Genomic DNA, 19844 nt, shown 5'->3' with positions numbered 1-19844 from the left:
GACGACGAGGAGCACCGTGAACGAGCAGCAGACCCCGAGCGGCAACCGCTGGGAGCCCTCGGGCGCCCCGACCTGGCACCCCGAGCACACGCCGGACGCCGCGACGGGCACCCCGCACGCCACCACGACGGCGCAGATGCCGGCCGCCCCGGCCCCGTCGGGCGCACTGGCGACCGGGAAGCCGCGCCGGCTGCCCGCGAAGCTGCGGCAGCGCGCCGCCGTCGGTGCCGCGACCGCCGCGCTGCTGGCCATCGGCGGCGTCGGCGGGTTCGCCGTCGGTCAGGCCGCGACCGGCGACGGGGCCGCCTCGCCGGCGGTGCAGCAGGGCGGCACCACCACCGACCCGGACGGCGACGGCTTCCTCGGCGGCCGACCCGACTTCGGCCAGGGCACCCCGCCCGGCTTCGGCGGCACCCCGCCCGGCTTCGACGACGGCACCACCGACGACGGCACGACCGACGACGGCACCACCCCGGACGACGACACCACCGGCGACGCGGCGTGACCAGCCTCCTCGCGGTACCCGCCCCGGGGACGGCGGCCGCCGTCCCCGGGCCCGACCGGCGGCCGCGCACCGACGCCGCCGTCCGCACCGGCGCGACCGTCCTCCTCTGGGCCGGCCTGGCGCTGGTCACCGGGTGGTGGGCCACCGGCGGAGGGGTGGCCGACCTCGGCGGCTGGCAGTCCGGCCTGGAGTCCACCGGCCGGCTCACCGGGCTGCTCGCCTCGGACCTGCTGCTCGTGCAGGTGCTGCTCATGGCCCGCGTCCCGGTGCTCGAGCGCGCCTTCGGCCAGGACCGGCTCGCCCGCCTGCACCGGCTCACCGGCATCACCTCGTTCGACCTGGTGGCCGCCCACGTCGTGCTGATCACCTGGGGCTACGCCGCCGGCGAGCTGGCGCGGACACCGGCCACCCTCTGGGACCTCACCACCGGGTACCCGGGCATGCTGCTGGCCGTCGCCGGCACCGCCTGCCTGGTCGCGGTGGTCGTCACCAGCGTCCGCGCCGCCCGGCGCCGGATGCGCTACGAGTCCTGGCACCTGGTCCACCTCTACGCCTACCTCGGCGTCGGCCTGGCGCTGCCGCACCAGCTGTGGACCGGCCAGGACTTCCTGGCCTCTCCCGCGCGCACCGTCTACTGGTGGGGCCTGTGGGCCACGGCCGCCGTCGCCGTCCTGGTGTGGCGGGTCGCCCTGCCGCTGGTGCGCAGCGCCCGCCACCGCCTGCGCGTCACCTCGGTGGTGCCCGAGGGCGACGGCGTCGTGTCGGTGTACCTGGGTGGGCACCGACTCGACCGGCTGCCCGTCGAGGCCGGCCAGTTCCTCACCTGGCGCTTCCTCGCCGGACCCGGCTGGACCCGCGCCCACCCGTACTCCCTGTCGGCCGCCCCCGACGGCCGCAGCCTGCGGATCACCGTTCAGGACTCCGGCGACGGCAGCGCCTCGGTCGCCGCGCTCCGCCCGGGCACCCGCGTCCTCGTCGAGGGACCGCACGGCCGGCTGTCCGCCCGCGCGCGCACCCGGCCGCGGGTCCTGCTCGTCGGCGCCGGCGTGGGCATCGCCCCGCTGCGCGCGCTCGCCGAGGCCCTCCCGTACGCGCCGGGCGAGGCGACGCTGCTCTACCGCTTCACCGGGCGCCCGCTGTTCGAGCGGGAGCTCGCCGTCCTCGCCGCCGAGCGGGGCCTGCACGTCGTCCTGCTGCCCGGCCACCGCCGGGCGCCGGGCTCCTGGCTCGGCGACGGCACGCCCCCGCTCGACGACGCCGCCGTGCTGCGCTCCTGGGTCCCCGACGTCGCCGACCGCGACGTCTACGTCTGCGGCCCCGAGGACTGGGCCCGCGACGTCCGCCGCAGCGCCGAGGCCGCGGGCCTGCCCGGCGCCCGCTGCCACGTCGAGAGCTCCGGGTGGTGAGCGGGGTGCGCCGCATCGTGCTGTGGCTGGCCAGCACCGTCACCGGCGTGGTGCTGCTCTTCCAGTACCCCACGTCCACGTCGTCGGCGCCGGAGGCTGCCACCGTCGTGGCCGCCTCACCGGCGGGGACGACGACCGGCACCGACGGCGCCACCACGGTCACCGGGCCGGCCGTCGACACCCGTTACGGCCCCGTGCAGGTGCAGGTCACCGTGTCCGGCGGGGTCATCACCGACGTCGAGGTGGTCGAGTACCCCGACGGTGACCGGCGCGACCAGCAGATCAACTCCCGCGCCGTCCCGCAGCTGGTGCAGGAGACGCTCGACGCCCAGAGCGCCGACGTCGACATGGTCAGCGGCGCGACCTACACCAGCGAGGGCTACGCGGAGTCGCTGCAGGCCGCCCTCGACGAGGCCGGGCTGTGACCGCCGCGCCCACCCGGTACGTGGCGCACGTGATGGGGCTGCCGGTCAGCCTCGCGCTGCGCGGCCGGCACGCGGACGACGCGGCCGGGCGGGCGGCCTGGGCCGGGACGGTCGCCGTCCTGCAGGCCGCCGACCGCGTGTTCAGCACCTGGCGGCCCGACTCGGTGGTCTCCCGCCTCGGCCGCGGCGAGCTGGCGCTCGCGGACTGCCCGCCCGAGGTGGCCGAGGTGCTGGCCATCGGCGCGGCGGCCGAGCGGGACAGCGGCGGGGCCTTCCGGGTCCGCCGCCGCGGCCCGGACGGCACCGAGCTGCTCGACCCCAGCGGGGTGGTCAAGGGCTGGGCGGCCGAGCGTGCCGCGGCCGCGCTGCGGGCGCTGCCCGACACGGACTTCGCGCTCAACGCCGGCGGGGACCTGCTCTGCCGCACCCTCGACCCCGGCGCCGCCCCCTGGCGGATCGGCATCGAGGACCCTCGCGACCCGCGCCGGCTCGTCGCGCGGGTGCCCGTGCACACCGGAGCCGTCGCCACCTCCGGGACGGCGCACCGCGGGCAGCACCTGGTCGACGCGCGCACCGGCCGGCCGCCGGCGGGCGTGGCGTCGGTGACGGTCGTCGCCGACTCCCTCACCGACGCCGACGTCGACGCGACCGCCGCCTACGTGCAGGGCCGCGACGCCGCCCGCTGGCTGGCCGGCCGACCCGGCCGCACCGGGCTGGTGGTCTGGTCCGACGGGTCGGCCACCCCCGTCGGGGAGCCGGCCGGGCCGCTCGCGTCCACAGCCTGACCCGTCGTCCACAGGTCCGCTCCGGGCGCTGCCGGCGTCCCGCGTGCCCTGGTGGGCTGCTCCACGGGACGAGCGGCCGGCGCGGTGCCGGCGGGGAGGAGCAGCGGTGACGCGGCAGGACACGGTGGGCCGGGCCGAGGGGAGCGCGAGGGGGCGCCCGGGCGGCGCAGGGAGCGTCCGGCAGGTGGACCCGGTGGCGAGGGCCGTGGCGGTCCGGGTGACCGGACCTCAGTGGGGGCCGCGGGGGCCGTCCCAGTGGCCGGGGCCGCCGTCGAGGAGCCCGTGCAGGGCCAGTGACCCCAGGGCCACGAGCACGACGAGCCCGACGACGGCCAGCAGCGCGAGCCGGACCGCGGCCGGACCGCCGCCCCGGGCGGTGCTGACGGTCGTGCGCAGCTGTTCCCAGGCCAGCAGGCCGAGCGGCCGCCAGCCCGGCGCGGCCCGCCCGGCAGCCGCCGGCGGCAGGTCGGCGGTCAGCGGCGCGAGGTCGCGCAGGTGGACGGCGGCGAAGGCGGCCGCCATCCGGTCGCTGCCCTCGTCCGGCGTGAGCAGCCCGCGCGCGACGGCGTCCTGCAGTCGGTGCACCGTGGCCGCCCGGTCGCTGTCGGCGGCCCGCATCGGCGGGCCCTGCACCGGGGTGGCGTCGTCCATGGGGTTCCTCCTGCTGCGGTCCGGTCCGGCCGGCCAGGGTGCCCGCGGTTCCTGTGACGGAGCTGTGAGCTGCGCAACTGTCCTGGTCCACGACCTGCCAGGGGGACCGGAAGTGGCACAGGGTGCACTGGTCCGCACGTCTCGTGAAGACCGCAGGTCACGAGGTTGAACGTGCAAACAGACGCGCCGGGATCGTTCCCGATCCGTGATCCGGCACCGGGGCGACCGTGTACCTTCGCCCGCGGTCCTGCCGGGCCTCAGCTCCTCGAACCGAGGGCCCCGGGCAGGCCCCGCCTGACTGCCCGGCGCCCGCGCCGGGGGACCGGGGACCCCTGGGAGTCCCCGGCTCGGTCACGCCCGCGGACGCCGGACGCGGGCACGGGTGTGCCCGCACCGGGCGTGCCCGCGAGCCCCACGGGCGGCTGCGAGGAACGGAGAGACGCCCTCTTGGCGACCCTGCACCACCGCACCGCCGCCGGCCCGCGCCCCGCCCTGCCCCGCCGTCTCCGGCGTGCCGTGCTCGCCGCCGGGGTCGCCCTCGGGGTGGTGCTGACGGCTCCCGCCCCCGGGCTCGCCGCTCCCGAGGACGACGTCGCGGCCGCGGAGGCCGCCGAGCGCGACCTCGTCGCCGAGGTGGGCCGCATCCAGGCGGAGGTGACCGCCGCCGAGGAGGCACTGCAGCGGATGACGGTCGAGGCCGAGGCCGCCGCGGACGCCGCGCTGGTCGCCCAGGCCGAGCTGGCCACCGCGCAGGAGGCCGCCGCCCGCGCCGCCGAGGAGCTGCAGGCCGCCCGCGCCGCCGTCGCCGCTGCCGAGGCCGAGGTCGTCGAGCTCGGCCGCGAGGCCTACATGGGCAGTGGCGGGGAGCTCGGCGGCGACGTCTCGGTGCTGCTGGACAGCGAGGGCCCCCGCGAGGTGCTCGAGCGGGCGGCCACCCTCGACCTGCTCGGCGCCCAGCGGGCGCAGACCCTGCAGGAGTTCGAGCTGCTCGAGGCGCAGGAGGAGGAGGCCGACGCCGCCGCGCGCGCCGCCGTCGACGAGCGGGACGCCGCCGCGCGCGCCGCCGCCGAGGCGCAGGCCGCCGCCGACGCCCGGCTGGCCGCGGCGCAGGGCGACTTCGACGCGCTCTCGGCGCAGAAGGCCGCGCTCGACGAGCGGCTGCGCGCCGCCGAGGTCGAGCTGCTCCGCCTGCGGGGCATCGCCGAGGCCGAGGCCGCGTGGGAGGCCCAGCAGCAGGCCGAGCAGGCCGCCGCGGTCAGCGTGCAGTCCACCGGCGGCGGCGCCGCCCTGACCGCCGGCCGGGTGACCTCCTGCTACGGCGCCCGGTGGGGCACAATGCACTACGGCATCGACATCGCGGCGCCGATCGGCACGCCGGTGTTCGCGCCCGACGGCGGGGTCGTCCTGCAGGCCGGTCCCGCCAGCGGGTTCGGCCAGGCCGTCTACGTCCAGCACGACGACGGCCGGGTCACCGTGTACGGCCACGTCAACCGGTTCTTCGTCTCCGCCGGCCAGGTGGTCAGCACCGGCCAGCAGATCGCCGAGGTCGGCAACAAGGGCCAGTCCACCGGGCCGCACCTGCACTTCGAGGTGCACGAGGGCGGGCTCTACGCCAACCGGGTCAGCCCCGTCCCGTGGTTGTCGGCGCACGGCATCTCGCTGGGCGGCGGCTGCTCCTGACCGGCCGCGGGCGTCACCGGCGCCCGCGCAGCCGGCCGAGCAGGTCGCCGGCGCCCCCGACCGTCCGCGCGGCCAGCGCCAGCACGGGGGCGCCGGGGATGCCCGGCGCCGACTCCACGATCGGCGCCAGCCGCACCAGCCCCGGCAGGTCGTGCACCCGCAGCCCCCGGCGCACCAGGGCGGCGGCGGGGTTGGTCCGGCCCGACGCGGCCTCCAGCAGCACGTCGGCCCGCGCCTCCACCGCGGCGCCGGGCGGGCGCCCGCCGTCCACCCGGCGGACCGTCCAGCCCCCGGCGCCGGCGGCGAAGGACCACCCGCCGTCCGGGGTGACGAGGGTCGCCCCGCCGGTGATCCCCGCGGCCGCCGCCAGCGCCCCGGTCACGTCGGCGAGCGCGGCCAGCCCGGACTGCAGCACCGACGCCGGCGGGGGAGGAGCTCCCGCGGCGGCGAGGTCGAGCCCGTGGACGGCGAGCTCGTAGGCCTGCCCCAGCACGACCGACAGCACCGGCAGCGGGCCCACGGTGGAGACCGTGGGTGCGGTGTCGAGCGCCAGGGGCTCCTCGGCCAGGTAGCGGGCGGTGGCCTCGCGGTTGCGGCGCAGCGCGGCCAGCACCTCCGACCGCGGCGCGTCCCGGTGCGCCGCGGTCACCCGGGCGTTCGTCCCGTCGACGTCGGCCGGCGTCCCGGTGCCCCCGGCGCGGGCGGAGGCGACCAGGCCGGCCAGCGCCTCGTGGTCGGGCCAGGCGCCCAGGTGCACGCACACCTCGTGTGCCCGCCAGCCCGGCAGCTGGGTCGGTCGGCCGAGGTCGACGGCGGCCGCCTGGTCGAGGAAGGCGTCCCAGGCGCCGAGCACCATCGGTCCCACCACGTCCCGGCCGGCGTCGGCCAGGCCGTGCCGCCGCGTCCCCTCGTCCTGGCCCTCGGTCATGCCGGGGCCCTACCCACCGCCACGGCCGGCCGTGCGGGTGCCGCCGGTCACACTCCTCCCCCTCGGAGGGGGGAGGCGCCGGCGCGCCGGGTCAAGCGCCCGGCCGCGGACGTCGATCCCGGCAGCGTGGAGAAGCGGGTGACCCGGCGCAGGCGGCTGCCGGCCTGGCTGGTCACCGGGCTGCTGCGGCCGCTGGCCGGGGACGACGAGCGCGTCGAGTACTGGGTCCGGCACGTGCGCACCGGCGTGCTGCTCACCCAGCTCTGCGGCTGGACCACCCTCGCCCACCTGTTCTTCGCCCCCAGCTCGCCGCAGGTGGACCTCGGCCTGCTGGCCCTCGCCGGCGGGGTCGTCCTGCTCTCGCCGCTGCTGCTGGCCCTGCCGCTGCGGCAGATGATGCGCGACCTGCGCGGCTGCCTGCTCTTCTACGGCTGGAGCCTGGCCACGACGATCGTGGTGGCGCTCGGGGCGCGGCTCGACGGCGGGACCAGCAGCCCGTTCTGGACGATGCTGTTCGTCACCCTGGCCTTCATGGCCGTGGCCTACCCGCCCGTCGGCGTGGCCCTGACCGGTGCGGGGATGGCCCTCGCCCACCTGTTCGTGGTGGCCGACGAGATCGACTCGCACGTCGTCTTCACCGCGAGCGTCATGGCGGTCTTCACCATCTGCTGCTCGTTCACCTCGGCCAACCACTGGGCCGCCCAGGACCGCCAGGTGCTGCTGCTGCGGGCCCAGGAGGCGCTGGCCACCACCGACCCGCTCACCGGCGTCCCCAACCGCCGCGCCTTCCTCGAGCGCCTCGAGCGGGCGGTCGGCCGGGCGGGTGCGGGCGAGCGGGCCGTGGTCTGCATCGTCGACCTCGACGGCTTCAAGGCGGTCAACGACCTCGAGGGCCACGCCGCCGGCGACGCCGTCCTGCGCGCGGTCGCCGAGGCGCTCACCGCGGCGGTGCGCGAGACCGACACGGTCGCCCGGCTCGGCGGCGACGAGTTCGCCGTGCTGGCCGACGCCCTGCTGCCCGCCGACGACGCCGTCCTCGCCGACCGGCTGCGTGCCGCCGTCGCCGCCGTCGGCGCAGGTCACGGCGTCACCGCCAGCGTCGGCCGGGCACTGGTGGGGGCCGGGGACGACGTCGCCGGCGTCCTGCACCGCGCCGACGCGGCCATGTACCGGGCCAAGGCCGCCGGTGGGGACGGGGTCCACGAACTCGCTGGGTGATCGCCCGTTCCGCGCGGCGGTCACCGACCGTGATGCCGGAACCAGGGAGTGCCGGAGGGGACACGAGGGCGTACAACGCCTGGTGAGCGGCCCTCCGGTGTACGGTCAGGACCGTCCCGGACCGGGTTGGACGGCGAGGACGCCGTCATGGTATGGCGCTGACCTGCACTTCCGTCCCGCCCGAGATCACCTCCGTCACTTCTGACGCATGTGGCGCATCCGCACTGGCGCGACGGGTACCTCATCGTGCACACTGTCCCCGGAGGCCCTGATCCGCCGCCGCTGACCACAGCCTGTCACCGAACCGATCGTCCGTTGGGGAAGACGAGACCGATCGAGTCGATGGAGGTGCCTCGTGCAGCGACGGTCTACCCAGGGTGTCGTCTTCGTGCACTCCTGCCCGAAGGCGCTCTGCCAGCACGTCGAGTGGGCGCTCGAACGCGTCGTCGGCGCGCCGGTCTCCCTGTCGTGGGCCGACCAGCCCGCGGCGCACGGTGCCTACCGTGCCGAGGTCGCCTGGACGGGCGCTCCCGGGACGGGCGCCAAGCTGGTGGCCGCGCTGCGGCAGTGGCCGATGCTGCGCTTCGAGGTCACCGAGGAGGCCAGTCACGGCAACGACGGTGAGCGGATGTCCTACGTGCCCGGGCACGGGGTGTTCCGCGCCCCCACGAGCGCCAACGGCGACATCGTGGTCACCGAGCAGCAGCTGCGCACCCTCGCGGCGACCGCCACGTCGGTCGAGGCGTTCCGCCACGGCGTCGACCAGCTCCTCGGCGCGGCGTGGGACGCCGACCTCGAGGTGTACCGCTACGCCGGCGACGGCAGCCAGACGACCTGGCTGCACCAGGTCGTCTGAGGGAACACGCAGGTCACGATCCGGGCACACGAGATGAGGACCTGCGGGAACTCGTCGTAGGCTCCAGACCAGGTCGACCGGACGCCGTCGGGGAAGCGGCGTCCGGGCGACCTCCGACAGAGGCCCGTCACCGCTGCAGCGGTGACGGGCCTCTCGTCCGTCCGCGTCCGGCACCGGCGTCCTCCCGCACCGCAGCGCGTCCTCCCGCACCGCAGCGCGTCCTCCCGCACCGCAGCGCGTCCTCCCGCACCGCAGCGCGTCCTCCCGCACCGCAGCGCGTCCTACCGCACCGCAGCGCGTCCTACCGCACCGCCCACCGTCGGGTGGGACACGCCATGACCAGGTCACCTGATCAGGGCGTGTCCCTCAGAGCGGGATGTTGCCGTGCGCGCCGCGGCCGGCCGGTGCGGCGACCAGCGCGGCCACCAGCGCCCGCCGGGTGCGGGTCGGCTCGACCACCTCGTCGACCACGCCGATCTCCAGCGCCCGGTCGACCCCGCCGGCGACCCGCTCGTGCTCGGCGGCCAGCCGCGCGTGCAGGGCCTCGCGCTCGGCGGGCGGCACGGCGGCCAGCTCCTTGCGGCGCAGGATGCCGACGGCGGCCTTGGCGCCCATGACGGCGACCTCCGCGCCCGGCCAGGCGAACACCGCCGTGGCACCCAGCGAGCGCGCGTTCATGGCGATGTAGGCGCCGCCGTAGGCCTTGCGGGTCACCAGCGTCACCCGGGGCACCACGGCCTCGGCGAAGGCGTGCAGGAGCTTGGCGCCGCGCCGCACCACGCCGTCCCACTCCTGGCCGACGCCGGGCAGGTAGCCGGGGACGTCGACGAGCACGACCAGCGGCACCCCGAACGCGTCGCACATCCGCACGAAGCGGGCCGCCTTCTCCGCCGACGCGGAGTCCAGGCAGCCGCCCAGCCGCAGCGGGTTGTTGGCGACCACGCCGACGGTCCGCCCGGCGAGCCGGCCGAGCGTGGTCACCACGTTGGGCGCCCACCGCGGGTGCAGCTCCAGGCCGGGCCCGTCCAGGACGGCGGCCACGAGCGGCCGGACGTCGTAGGCGCGGTTGGTCCGCTCGGGCAGCAGCGCGCGCAGGTCGACGTCGGCCTCGACGGCGGCCGGCACGAACGACCCCTGCGCGGCCAGCAGGTCGACCGCCTGGCGGGCGGTGGCCAGCGCGGCGTCCTCGGAGTCGGTGACCACGTGGACGACGCCGCTGCGCCTGCCGTGGGTGTCGGGGCCGCCGAGGCTCTCCATGTCGACGTCCTCGCCGGTGACCGAGCGGACGACGTCGGGGCCGGTGACGAACACCCGCCCGGCCGGGCCCATGACCACCAGGTCGGTCAGCGCCGGGCCGTAGGCCGCGCCGCCGGCGGCGGGACCCAGGACGACGGAGATCTGCGGCACCCGCCCCGAGGCGCGCACCATCGCGGCGAACACCTCGCCGACGGCGTGCAGCGCGGTGACGCCCTCGGCCAGCCGCGCGCCGCCGGAGTGCCAGAGGCCCACGACCGGCAGCCGCTCGCGCAGCGCGGTGTCGATGGCGTCGACGACGTGCCGGCAGCCGTCGACGCCCATCGCGCCGCCCATGACCGTGGCGTCGGTGCAGTAGGCGATGACCGGCGACCCGGAGACGGTGCCGCGGGCGGCGAGGGTCCCGGAGGTGTCGCGGGGGGCCAGCAGGGTGACCGACCCGGGGTCGAGGAGGCGCCGCAGCCGGTCCTCGGGGTCGCGCGGGTCGGTGGTGGGCAGCGTCGGGACGGCGTGCAGCGTGGTCACGGGGTCTCCTGAGGCCGGCGCGGGGCCGGTGGGGGTGGCCGGCCCGCGAGGCCGGTGGGGGAGCGCGGCCCCGCAGCGGGGCCGGTGGTCAGGGCGTCGTGAAGACCAGCGCGATGTTGTGGCCGCCGAAGCCGAAGGAGTCGTTGACCGCGGCGGTGAGCGGGGCCTTGCGGGCCTCCCGGCGGACGATGTCGAGGGCCTGCACGGCGGCGTCGTCGTCGGGGTCGTCGAGGTTGGCGGTCGCGGGGACCAGCTGGTCGCGCAGCGCCAGGATGGTGAACACCGACTCCAGCGCGCCGGCGGCGCCGAGCAGGTGGCCGGTCTGGCTCTTGGTCGCCGTCACGAGCACGTGGTCGCCCACCGAGTCGCGGATGGCCGCGGCCTCGGCGGTGTCGCCGACCGGCGTGGAGGTGGCGTGCGCGTTGACGTGGCCGATGTCGGTGGCCGACAGGCCCGCGTCGCGCAGCGCGGCGGAGATGGCGCGGCCGGCGCCCTCGCCCTCGGGGTGCGGTGCGACCAGGTCGTAGCCGTCGGCGGTGGCGCCCGCGCCGGCCAGCCGGGCGTGCACCTGCGCACCGCGGGCGCGGGCCGCGTCGGCGCGCTCGAGCACCAGGGCGGCGGCACCCTCGCCGAGCACGAACCCGTCGCGGGCCTTGTCGAAGGGACGCGAGGCGCGCTCGGGCTCGTCGTTGCGGGTGCTCATCGCGCGCATCGCGGCGAACCCGGCCATGGGCAGCGGGTGCACGCACGCCTCGGCGCCGCCCACCAGGACGACGTCGGCGCGGTCGAAGCGCAGCAGGTCCAGCCCCCAGCGGATCGCCTCGGCGCCGGAGGCGCAGGCGCTCACCGGGGCGTGCACGCCGCCCCGGGCACCGACGGCCAGGCCGACCGCGGCGGCGGGCCCGTTGGGCATGAGCATCGGGATGGTGAAGGGGGAGACCCGCTTGGGACCCTTCTCCTCCAGGACGTCGTCCTGGCCGAGGAGGGTGAGCGCGCCGCCGATGCCGGTGCCGAAGACGACGGCGACCCGCTCCGGGGCCACGCCGGCGTCGGCCGCGCCGGACTCCCGCCAGGCCTGCTCGGCGGCGATGACGGCCACCTGCTGGCTGCGGTCCAGGCGTCGGGCGCGGACCCGGTCGAGCTGCTCGGCCGGGTCCTGCGCGAGCCGGGCGACGAGCTGGGCGGGGAACTCCTTGGCCCAGTCGTCGGTGATGCGGCTGACCCCCGACCGCCCGGCCAGCAGCGCCTCCCAGGTGCTGGCGACGTCACCACCGAGTGGCGTGGTGGCGCCGAGGCCGGTGACGACGACGTCGGTCATGACGGTTTCCTCCTGGGAGCGGTGCGGCCGGGGGCCGGGGGACCTGCTACTTGTTCTTCTGGATGAAGCTGATCGCGTCGCCGACGGTCTTGATGTTGCCGAGCTCGTCGTCGGGGATGGCCACGCCGAACTTGTCCTCGACGGCGGTGGCGATCTCGACCATCGACAGGGAGTCGACGTCGAGGTCCTCGGTGAACGACTTCTCCGGGGTGGCGTCGGCGGGAGCGACCCCGGCGACCTCCTCCAGGATCTCGGCCAGACCTGCCTGGATGTCCTCGCTCACGCTGAGGTCCTCTCTCTCGGTGGATGGCGGGGCTGCCCGCCGTCGGGCCCCGGTGGGCCCGGGGGTCACAGTGCCCGTCAGGGCAGGCGGAACACCTGTCCGGCGAAGGTCAGGCCCGCGCCGTAGCCGAGGACGAGGGCGAGGTCGCCGCTCTTGGCCTCGCCGGACTCCAGCAGGGCGGTGAGCGCCAGCGGCACCGACGCGGCCGAGGTGTTGCCGGCCTGCACGATGTCGCGGGCGACGACGGTCTTCTCGCCGAAGCCGAGCTTGCGGGTCATCGACTCGACGATGCGCAGGTTGGCCTGGTGCGGGGCGAACACGTCGATGTCGTCGGGTCCGACGCCGGCGGCCTCCATCGCCTCGACGAGGGTGTCGGTGAGCTTGGTGGTGGCCCAGCGGTACACGGCCTGGCCGGCCATCGTCATCGTCGAGCTGCCCGCGGCGATCTCGATGGCGTTGTACTGGTCGCCGTCGCTGCCCCACACGACCGGGCCGATGCCGGGCTCCTCGGCGGCGCCGACCACCGCGGCACCGGCGCCGTCGGCGAAGATGACCGCCGTCGAGCGGTCGGTCTGGTCGGTGACGTCGGTGAGCCGCTCGACGCCGACGACCAGCGCGTTGCGCGCCGAGCCGCTGCGGATGGCGTCGGAGGCCACCCCGAGGGCGTAGCAGAAGCCGGCGCAGCCGGCGTTGAGGTCGAAGGCGCCCGGCCGGGGGATGCCCAGGCGGTGGGCGACCTGCGGGCCGATGCCCGGGATGGGGGCCCGGAGGCTCGCGCTGGCGAGCACGACCAGGTCGACCTCGTCGGGCGCCAGGCCGCTGGCCGCGAGCGCCTTGCCGCCGGCGGCGACGGCCATCTCGACGAGCGTCTCGTCCTCGGAGGCCCAGCGACGCTCGGCGATGCCGACGCGGCTCTGGATCCACTCGTCGTTGGTGTCCATGACCTGGGCGAGCTCGTGGTTGGTCACCCGGCGGCGGGGACGGTAGGAGCCGAGGCCGAGGACGCGGGTGCCGGGGGCGCCCTTCCTGAGGTGGATGGTCACGCGGAGACCTCCGGGTAGAGACGGGCGAGGGGGTCGCCGGCGTCGACCAGGTCGCCGTCCTGGACCAGCCACTCGGCGAGGACGCCGTCGTAGCCGGCCGAGACGTCGGCCTCGCCGCGGCGGCTGCGGATGCGGCCCAGCGGCGTGCCGGCCGGCAGCCGGGTGCCCTCGGCGACGTCGGCGGGGCTGACCGTGCCGCGGACGGGGGAGACGACGACCCGCCAGTCCGGCTGGTGCTGGGGCTCGGGCCGGCCCCGGGCGGCGTCGATGAGCGCGCGGGCGCGGTCGAGGTCGCCGGGACCCGACAGGGCCAGCACCTCCACGTCCGCGCCCTTCCACTCGCGCTTGGCCAGGCCGGCCAGCGCGCCGGCCGGGGGGAGCTCGATGGCCGCGGTGACACCGAGCTCGCGCAGCGTGGCCAGGCAGGCGTCGAAGCGCACCGGGCTGGTGACCTGGCTGACCAGGCGGGAGAGCACCTCGGCGCCGGAGGAGACCGCCGCGCCGTCGGCGTTGGACAGCAGCAGGCGGCTGGGGTCGGCCGGCCGCAGGCCGCCGACCAGGGCCTCGAGCTCCTCGCGGGCGGGCGCCATGTAGGGGGTGTGGAACGCGCCGGCCACCGACAGCGGCAGCACCCGCGTCCCGGCCGGCGGGGCGGCCTTGAGCGCGGCCAGGCCCTCGAGCGGCCCGGCGACGACGGTCTGCCCGCCGCCGTTGAGGTTGGCCGCGGCCAGGCCGTGCTGCTCCAGCGCGGCGGCGAGCTCGTCGGCGTCGCCCCCCAGGACGGCGGACATGCCGGTGGGGGTGAGCGCGCACGCGCGCGCCATCGCCCGGCCGCGCACCGCGGTCAGCGCGATCGCGGCCTCGACCGACAGGACGCCGGCCAGCGCGGCGGCGGTCAGCTCGCCGACGCTGTGCCCGGTGATGACGACGTCGCGGCCGGTCTGCGGCGAGTGCGCGACCGGGCCGGGCAGGCCGCCGAGCTCGCGGGCGACGAACAGGCTCATCGCGACGACCAGCGGCTGGGTGACCGCGGTGTCCCTGATGGCCTCGGCGTCGCCGGTGGTGCCGAGGGTCAGCAGGTCGGCGTCGGCGATCGCACCGGCCCAGCGGAAGAAGGACTCGGCGCCGGGGAGCTCCAACCAGGGGGTGAGCATCCCGGGCTTCTGGGCACCCTGTCCGGGGGCGAGGACGGCCAGCACGCCCTCCACCGTGTCAGAGGACACCGGTCCCCGCGCGCTCGCCGGGCACGAAAGCTCACCGCCGTCTTCTGTGGGAACCCTCCAAAGACGGGCCGTGGACGCGCCGCCGGAGGCCCGATCCGTGGTGGGGACCACACGGAGCCGCGTGCACGTCCGCGGACGTGCCCGGCGCCCTCAGTGCCAGAGGGAGCGGCCGCCGTCGAGGTCGGCGAGGACGAGGGCCACCTGAAGCGTCCAGGCGCCCCGGGGGTCGGTGGCCACCTGGCCGGTCAGCTCGGTGGCCCGCTTGAGGCGGTAGCGGACCGTGTTGGGGTGCACGAACAGCGCCCGCGCGCTGGCCTCCAGGTTGCCCCCGCCGGCGAGCACCGCGCGCACCGTCTCCAGCACCCCGCCGCCGGCGCCGCGCAGCGGCCGGACCACCCGCTCGGTGAGCGCCGCGCGGGCCAGCGGGTCGCCGTCGAGGGCGCGCTCGGGCAGCAGCGCGTCGGCCCGCACCGGTCGGGGCGCCCCGGGCCAGGCGCGGGCCGCCCGCCAGCCGGCCAGCGCGGCGGCGGCCGACCCGCCCGCGTCGCTGAGCCGGTCGACCACCGGGCCGAGCACCACCGGGCCCGGCCCGAACTCCTCGGCCACCCGGTCGGCCGCCGTCCCCACGTCGTCGGCGCCGCCGAGGACGACGACGAGCTGGTCGGCGTGCACCCCGACCATCACCTCGCAGGACTGCGAGCGGGCGGCCCGGCGGACGGCGGCGTGCGCGTCGCCGACGTCGGGAGCGGCACCGACGAGCACGGTCACCGGGCTGGTGCCCGCCCAGCCGAGCGCCGCGGCGCGACCGGGCAGCTCCTCGGAGCGCTCGCCGCGCACCAGCGCGTCGACCACCAGCGCCTCGAGCCGGGCGTCCCAGGCGCCGCGGTTCTCGGCGAAGCTGGCGTAGACGTGCGCGGTGGCGAAGGCGACCTCGCGGCTGTACTGCAGCACCGCCACGCGCAGCGCGTCGGCGTCCCCGGGCTCGGCGACGGACTCGACGTGGTCGTCCATGACCTCGGCGGTGAGCTTGACCAGGTCGACGGTGTGCTTGAGCGGCATGACCCGCACGAGCTCCCGGGGGGCGGCGCCGAACACCTCGCCGGTGAGCCGCGGCGGGCGGCCGGGGTGGCGGCACCACTCGACCAGCGAGGCGATGCCGGCCTGCGCCACCAGCCCCACCCAGGAGCGCTGGTCGGCGGGCAGGGTGCGGAACCACGGCAGGTCGTCGTCCATGCGGGCCACCGCGCGGGTGGCGATCGCCCCGGAGGCGCGCTCCAGCCGCCGCAGCGTCGCCGCCGACGGCGGGTGGTCGCTCACCCGGTGGGCCACCCGGTCAGCGTGTCACGGCCCGGGGAGTCGGGGAGAGTGGGGGAGTGGAGCCCGCCGCACCCGCCACCGCGCCGCCCCCCGCCCCCCGCCGGACCCGCCGCCGGGTGCAGGCCGCGATCGGCGCCGGGCTCGCCGTCCTCGTGGCGCTCGGCGCCGGGGTGCTCACCGGCCTCGCGCCGCAGGTCCGCCTCGACGACGCGGTCAGCCGGTCGCTCTACGCCGGCGACGACCGCACCGCGCTGGTCGGCGGCCTGCTGGAGGTGCTCACCACACCCGGCACCACCTGGTTCCGCGTGCTGGTGTTCCTCCCGGCGCTGGTCTGGCTGGTCCGCCGCCGGCTGTGGCGCACGCTGCTGTGGGTGGTCGTCGCCATCGGCGCCGTCGGCCCGCTGACCACCGCGCTCAAGGAGTTCGTGGGCCGGGCGCGGCCGGCGTTCGAGAACGGCGGGCTGACCTACGAGTCGCTGTCCTACCCGAGCGGGCACTCCTCGGGGATCGCCACGCTGGTCACCGTCGGGCTGGTGCTGGCCTGGCCGCGGCTGACCGCGCGCGCCCGCCCGGTCGCCGTCGTCGCCGGGGTCGCCCTCGCCGTCCTCGTGGGGCTGACCCGGATGTGGCTGGGCGTGCACTTCCTCTCCGACGTCCTCGGCGGCCTGGCGCTGGGGACGGTGTGGTCGCTGGCGGTCGCACTGGTCGCCCGCGGCCTGCCCGGCGGCCCCGCCGCGGTGCCCCCGCGCGAGGTGCCCCGGTGACCGGCCTCGCCGGCCGCACGCTGCTCGAGCCGGGTGACGGGTCGCTGGGCCCGCTGCTGCGGGTCACCGACGACCGGCTGTCACCGGCCACCGGGTACGGCCGCCACGACCACCGGGCCGTCGACGTCGTGGCGGTGGTGCTGGCCGGCGCGCTCACCCACGCCTGGGGGGAGGGCGCGCCGATGGCCGCCGGCGACGTGGGCGTGCTGCGGGCCGGGACCGGGCTGGCGCACGACGAGGTGGCCGGGCCGGAGGGGGCGCGCGTCGTCCAGGCGTACCTGCGGGCGGCCGACCCCGACGCGGCGCCGTCCCACGCGGTGCACCGGGCGGTGCGGGGGTGGGTCGAACTCGGCCGGCCCGACGCCCGGCTGTGGGTCGGGGACGACGGCCCCGGCGTGCCCGGCGGGGTGGTGCTGCGCCTCGACGGCGGTCCCGTCCTGGTGTGGCAGGTGGACACCGGCCGGCCGGCCTGGAGCGAGGGCTGAGCGACCGCCGCCCGGCCCGCCCGGCGCGTGGTGTAGACCCGCAGGGCAACCCGTCGCACCGCTCCCGGAGGTCCCTCCCCATGACGACCGACGCCCCGCGCGAGGACCTCCTCGCCGGCCTGTCGTTCCCACCCGGCTTCGTCTTCGGCGCCGCCACCGCGGCCTACCAGATCGAGGGCGCCGTCGACGAGGACGGACGGGGCCGGTCGATCTGGGACACCTTCAGCCACACGCCCGGCCGCACGTTCGAGGGCCACACCGGCGACCTCGCCGTCGACCACTACCACCGCTACCGCGACGACGTCGCGCTCATGGCCGACCTGGGGCTGTCGGCCTACCGCTTCTCCGTGGCGTGGCCGCGCGTGCTGCCCGAGGGCGCCGGCCGGGTCGAGCAGCGCGGCCTGGACTTCTACCGCCGGCTCGTCGACACCCTGCTCGAGGCCGGTGTCGACCCCTGGCTCACGCTCTACCACTGGGACCTGCCGCAGGCGCTGCAGGACCGCGGCGGGTGGGCCGACCGGGACACCGCGGCCCGCTTCGCCGACTACGCGGCCGTCGTCGTCGACGCCCTCGGCGACCGGGTGCGGCACTGGTCGACGCTCAACGAGCCGATGGTCAGCGCGCTGCTCGGCCACGTCGCCGGGGAGCACGCGCCGGGCCTGCAGGACCCGGTCGCCGGGGCCCGCGCCGTCCACCACCTGCTGCTGGGCCACGGCCTCGCCGCCGCCCGGCTCCGTGCGGCCGGGGTGAGCGACCTCGGCATCACGCTGAACTTCACCCCGATGCGCCCGGCGAGCGACGCCCCGGCCGACGTCGACGCCGCCCGCCGGCTCGACGGCCAGCAGAACCGGGTGTTCCTCGAGCCGGCGGTGCACGGCGCCTACCCGGCCGACGTCGTCGCCGACCTCGAGGCCGCCGGCGCCCCGCTGCCGGTGCGCGACGGCGACCTCGAGGTGATCGCCGCGCCGCTGGACTGGCTGGGCGTCAACTACTACTTCGAGAACACCGTGCAGGCCGGCCCGCGCCCGGAGGGCAGGGGGCCCTCGCCGTTCATCGGCGGGCAGGACGTCGTGGAGCTCGACCCCGCGGGGCCGACGACGACCATGGGCTGGGGGATCAGCCCGGACGCCTTCACCGAGGTGCTGCTGTGGCTGGCCGAGCGTGCCCCGGGCCTGCCACTGGTGGTCACCGAGAACGGCTCGGCGTGGGCGGACGAGGTCGACGCCGAGGGGGCGGTGCACGACCCGGAGCGGGTCGACTACCTGGTCCGGCACCTGGGCGCGCTGACCGCGGCGGTCGACCGCGGTGCCGACGTCCGTGGCTACTTCGCCTGGTCGCTGCTGGACAACTTCGAGTGGGCCCGCGGCTACGACCAGCGCTTCGGCCTCGTGCACGTCGACTACGCCACCCAGCGGCGCACGGTGAAGGACAGCGGCCGGCTCTACGCCGAGCTGCTGCGCCGCCACCGCGACCGGGCCTGACCGCGGACGGTGGTGCCGGGCCGTCCCGGCACCACCGTCCCGGGGCCGGGGACCGCGTCGCCGGACCGGCCGGGGCGGACTGCGCCCACTACGGGGCGACGGCGGTCCGGGCGGCACGGATGGCGGCGACCGCGTCAGCGGGGTCGTCGGCGGCGAAGCGCAGGGCGCTGACCGTCTCCCGCCGCCTCCCGACGGTCAGCTCGGTCGGCGCGGTCAGCGTGACGTCGACGGTGGTCCCGCCCCCGATGCCCATCGCGAGGACGCCGTCCTCGACCGCGACCGTGCGGTCGGGAGCGACCCGCCGGCGCACGGTCGCGTGGGCCACGCGGTCGAGCGGGATGCTGACGTCGGCCCAGGTGCCCGACCGCAGCCGCAGTGCGGTGCCGGTGAGCACGTGCGGGCGCACGACGTTGCCCGCGGCCATGCCCGCCACCACGAGCCCCGTGTAGACGCCCAGCACGAGCAGCACGGCGCGCACGGCCGGCCACGGGACGGCGACCTCCACGACCACGAGCTCGAGGACGGCCAGCACGAGGAAGGTCACCGCCAACGGGCGCAGCGCCCGCTCGTACCCGATGGCCACCGCGCCCACGGGGACGCCGTGCCGCCGGCGCCGCAGGAAGAGCACCAGCGACGCGACGATCCGGGCCTCGTGCAGCAGCGCCGTCGCGACCGGTCGGGGCAGCCCCGCGCGCAGGGCGGCGGCGAGTGCCTGCGCGCGGTCACCTCCGCCGGCCCGTTCCCGGCCGAACCGACGGGTGGCGCCGGCGACCACCGCCGCCGTCAGCAGCAGCTCGACCCCCACGAACACCAGCGCGGCCGCGCCCACCGACAACCGCCCGCCGAGGACGAGGACGGCCTCGACGGCCAGCACCCCGGGGGCGGTCCACCTCAGCGCGCGCACGTCGACCACTCCCGGCCGGCCAGCTCCACGCAGCGCCGCTGAGCGGGGGCCAGCCCGGCGAGGAAGGCGTTCCAGGCGGTGGCGTCCGTGGTCCCGTCCGGGCCGTCGGCCACGCCGGGGAACCACTCGCGGCCGGCCGCGGCGAGCTCCGTGGCGAGTGCCGCGACCGCCGGATCGTCCGGCCGGGCGGTGGCCAGGGCCTCGAACCGGCCTGCCCAGGCGGTCATGGCGGTCACGGCCGCCGGATCGTCGACGATCGCGCGGTAGGCGGTGGCCACCACGCCGAAGCGGTCCGGATCCGCCGCGGCGAGGACCTCGAGCAGCTCGCCGTCACGCTCGAGCGCCCGGTCCGGCGCACCGGGCGCGGCGAGGGCCAGTCCCTCCAGGAGCCCGGCCACCTCGGCGGGTCTGCTCGGGTCCGTGTCGCCGGCGAGCAGGGCGGCGAGCTCGCGCCGCCGGGCACGGATGGACTCCTCCTGGCGCGCGAGCTCGGCGTCGAGCGCCGACAGGGACGCACGCAGCGCGGTGCCGTCGACCGCAGCAGGGACCTCGGCGGCCGGGTCGTCGCGGAGGGCGGCGGTGACCTCCGGCAGCGACAGGCCGAGGTCGGCCAGCCGGCGGACCCGCAGCAGCCGGACCGCGTCACGCAGGTCGTAGTCGCGGTAGCCGTTGGGGCGTCGTCGCGGCTCGGGCAGCAGGCCGACCTCGTGGTAGTGCCGGATCGCCCGCGTCGTCGTGCCCGCCAGCCGTGCCAGTGCCCCGATGCTCACCACGCGGTCAGCATCGACCCTGC

At 77.3% G+C, this 19844-nt stretch carries 20 protein-coding genes; 10 read left to right on the top strand and 10 right to left on the bottom strand.

The features are described 5' to 3' along the window. Positions 1-16: 16 nt before the first annotated feature. The 4 genes from BLQ97_RS13690 to BLQ97_RS13675 are packed head-to-tail and all read left to right on the top strand — an operon-like array spanning position 17 to position 3121. Positions 17-505: a hypothetical protein gene (locus tag BLQ97_RS13690; RefSeq protein WP_091366585.1), complete on the top strand. Its 489-nt coding sequence runs from the start codon at positions 17-19 to the stop codon at positions 503-505. Next, positions 502-1911, top strand: coding sequence for a ferredoxin reductase family protein (locus tag BLQ97_RS13685; RefSeq protein WP_091366584.1), 1410 nt, complete (start codon positions 502-504; stop codon positions 1909-1911). Before BLQ97_RS13690 ends, BLQ97_RS13685 begins: the two co-directional genes overlap by 4 nt. After that, positions 1908-2336: an FMN-binding protein gene (locus tag BLQ97_RS13680; protein ID WP_217637192.1), complete on the top strand. Its 429-nt coding sequence runs from the start codon at positions 1908-1910 to the stop codon at positions 2334-2336. The genes BLQ97_RS13685 and BLQ97_RS13680 overlap by 4 nt, the downstream gene beginning before the upstream one ends. Then, the gene (locus tag BLQ97_RS13675; protein WP_217637191.1) at positions 2333-3121 is read left to right on the top strand and encodes an FAD:protein FMN transferase; all 789 of its coding nucleotides are present in this window, start codon (positions 2333-2335) and stop codon (positions 3119-3121) included. Before BLQ97_RS13680 ends, BLQ97_RS13675 begins: the two co-directional genes overlap by 4 nt. A 228-nt stretch (positions 3122-3349) precedes the next feature. On the opposite strand, the gene BLQ97_RS13665 is transcribed toward BLQ97_RS13675, so the two are convergent. Then, positions 3350-3772 carry a DUF1707 SHOCT-like domain-containing protein gene (locus BLQ97_RS13665; RefSeq protein ID WP_091366582.1) on the bottom strand — a complete coding sequence of 141 codons (423 nt, stop codon included), beginning with the start codon at positions 3770-3772 and terminating at the stop codon, positions 3350-3352. Between the two features lie 447 nt (positions 3773-4219). On the opposite strand from BLQ97_RS13665, the gene BLQ97_RS13660 reads away from it, so the two are divergent. Beyond that, positions 4220-5452 carry a M23 family metallopeptidase gene (locus BLQ97_RS13660; RefSeq protein ID WP_245692171.1) on the top strand — a complete coding sequence of 411 codons (1233 nt, stop codon included), beginning with the start codon at positions 4220-4222 and terminating at the stop codon, positions 5450-5452. Positions 5453-5465: 13 nt separating this feature from the next. Here the strand turns inward: BLQ97_RS13660 and BLQ97_RS13655 are convergent, their stop codons facing one another. After that, entirely contained in the window at positions 5466-6380 is a 915-nt protein-coding gene (locus tag BLQ97_RS13655) for a maleylpyruvate isomerase N-terminal domain-containing protein (protein ID WP_091366581.1), read from the bottom strand. A gap of 138 nt (positions 6381-6518) precedes the next feature. Here BLQ97_RS13655 and BLQ97_RS24245 point away from each other — a divergent pair, with 138 nt between their 5' ends. Beyond that, the gene (locus BLQ97_RS24245; protein WP_139173643.1) at positions 6519-7598 is read left to right on the top strand and encodes a GGDEF domain-containing protein; all 1080 of its coding nucleotides are present in this window, start codon (positions 6519-6521) and stop codon (positions 7596-7598) included. A 355-nt stretch (positions 7599-7953) separates the two neighbouring features. After that, a complete protein-coding gene (locus BLQ97_RS13645) occupies positions 7954-8454 on the top strand; it encodes a DUF3145 domain-containing protein (RefSeq protein ID WP_091366578.1) in 501 nt (166 codons plus the stop codon). A 366-nt stretch (positions 8455-8820) separates the two neighbouring features. Here BLQ97_RS13645 and BLQ97_RS13640 read toward each other — a convergent pair whose 3' ends face one another. From BLQ97_RS13640 to BLQ97_RS13615, 6 genes are all read right to left on the bottom strand, one after another. Beyond that, on the bottom strand, positions 8821-10233 hold the full coding sequence (locus BLQ97_RS13640) for an acyl-CoA carboxylase subunit beta (RefSeq protein ID WP_091366576.1): 1413 nt from the start codon (positions 10231-10233) through the stop codon (positions 8821-8823). An 88-nt stretch (positions 10234-10321) separates the two neighbouring features. Beyond that, positions 10322-11551 carry a beta-ketoacyl-[acyl-carrier-protein] synthase family protein gene (locus tag BLQ97_RS13635; RefSeq protein ID WP_091366574.1) on the bottom strand — a complete coding sequence of 410 codons (1230 nt, stop codon included), beginning with the start codon at positions 11549-11551 and terminating at the stop codon, positions 10322-10324. 46 nt (positions 11552-11597) lie between these two features. Continuing rightward, entirely contained in the window at positions 11598-11834 is a 237-nt protein-coding gene (locus BLQ97_RS13630; RefSeq protein ID WP_091109968.1) for an acyl carrier protein, read from the bottom strand. A gap of 77 nt (positions 11835-11911) precedes the next feature. Beyond that, complete coding sequence (locus BLQ97_RS13625) at positions 11912-12877, bottom strand: beta-ketoacyl-ACP synthase III (RefSeq protein ID WP_217637190.1); 966 nt, start codon at positions 12875-12877, stop codon at positions 11912-11914. Next, positions 12874-14100 carry an acyltransferase domain-containing protein gene (locus BLQ97_RS13620; RefSeq protein WP_245692170.1) on the bottom strand — a complete coding sequence of 409 codons (1227 nt, stop codon included), beginning with the start codon at positions 14098-14100 and terminating at the stop codon, positions 12874-12876. The genes BLQ97_RS13625 and BLQ97_RS13620 overlap by 4 nt, the downstream gene beginning before the upstream one ends. A 150-nt stretch (positions 14101-14250) precedes the next feature. Further along, on the bottom strand, positions 14251-15429 hold the full coding sequence (locus BLQ97_RS13615; protein WP_091366572.1) for a PucR family transcriptional regulator: 1179 nt from the start codon (positions 15427-15429) through the stop codon (positions 14251-14253). Between the two features lie 44 nt (positions 15430-15473). Between BLQ97_RS13615 and BLQ97_RS13610 the strand changes: the two genes are divergently transcribed. The 3 genes from BLQ97_RS13610 (at position 15474) to BLQ97_RS13600 (ending at position 18147) form a co-directional block, all read left to right on the top strand. Next, positions 15474-16181, top strand: a complete 708-nt coding sequence (locus BLQ97_RS13610; RefSeq protein WP_175471737.1) for a phosphatase PAP2 family protein — start codon at positions 15474-15476, stop codon at positions 16179-16181. Then, the gene (locus tag BLQ97_RS13605; RefSeq protein ID WP_091366570.1) at positions 16178-16666 is read left to right on the top strand and encodes a pirin family protein; all 489 of its coding nucleotides are present in this window, start codon (positions 16178-16180) and stop codon (positions 16664-16666) included. Before BLQ97_RS13610 ends, BLQ97_RS13605 begins: the two co-directional genes overlap by 4 nt. An 80-nt stretch (positions 16667-16746) precedes the next feature. Then, positions 16747-18147: a GH1 family beta-glucosidase gene (locus tag BLQ97_RS13600; protein ID WP_091366568.1), complete on the top strand. Its 1401-nt coding sequence runs from the start codon at positions 16747-16749 to the stop codon at positions 18145-18147. 88 nt (positions 18148-18235) lie between these two features. On the opposite strand, the gene BLQ97_RS13595 is transcribed toward BLQ97_RS13600, so the two are convergent. Next, on the bottom strand, positions 18236-19051 hold the full coding sequence (locus BLQ97_RS13595; RefSeq protein WP_139173641.1) for a hypothetical protein: 816 nt from the start codon (positions 19049-19051) through the stop codon (positions 18236-18238). Further along, the gene (locus BLQ97_RS13590) at positions 19039-19824 is read right to left on the bottom strand and encodes a MerR family transcriptional regulator (protein WP_091366564.1); all 786 of its coding nucleotides are present in this window, start codon (positions 19822-19824) and stop codon (positions 19039-19041) included. Before BLQ97_RS13590 ends, BLQ97_RS13595 begins: the two co-directional genes overlap by 13 nt. Positions 19825-19844: the final 20 nt, after the last annotated feature.

The sequence above is a fragment of the Geodermatophilus telluris genome, assembly GCF_900102745.1.
Taxonomy (GTDB): Bacteria; Actinomycetota; Actinomycetes; order Mycobacteriales; family Geodermatophilaceae; genus Geodermatophilus; species Geodermatophilus telluris.
The sequence above is the reverse complement of the archived record's forward strand: the minus strand, read 5'-3'. Positions and strand labels throughout refer to the sequence as shown.

Bases quoted from the DNA above. Each gene is read 5' to 3' on its own strand.
- BLQ97_RS13665 (WP_091366582.1), bottom strand. From the start codon at position 3,772: ATGGACGACGCCACCCCGGTGCAGGGCCCGCCGATGCGGGCCGCCGAC.
- BLQ97_RS13655 (WP_091366581.1), bottom strand. From the start codon at position 6,380: ATGACCGAGGGCCAGGACGAGGGGACGCGGCGGCACGGCCTGGCCGAC.
- BLQ97_RS13635 (WP_091366574.1), bottom strand. From the start codon at position 11,551: ATGACCGACGTCGTCGTCACCGGCCTCGGCGCCACCACGCCACTCGGT.
- BLQ97_RS13600 (WP_091366568.1), top strand. From the start codon at position 16,747: ATGACGACCGACGCCCCGCGCGAGGACCTCCTCGCCGGCCTGTCGTTC.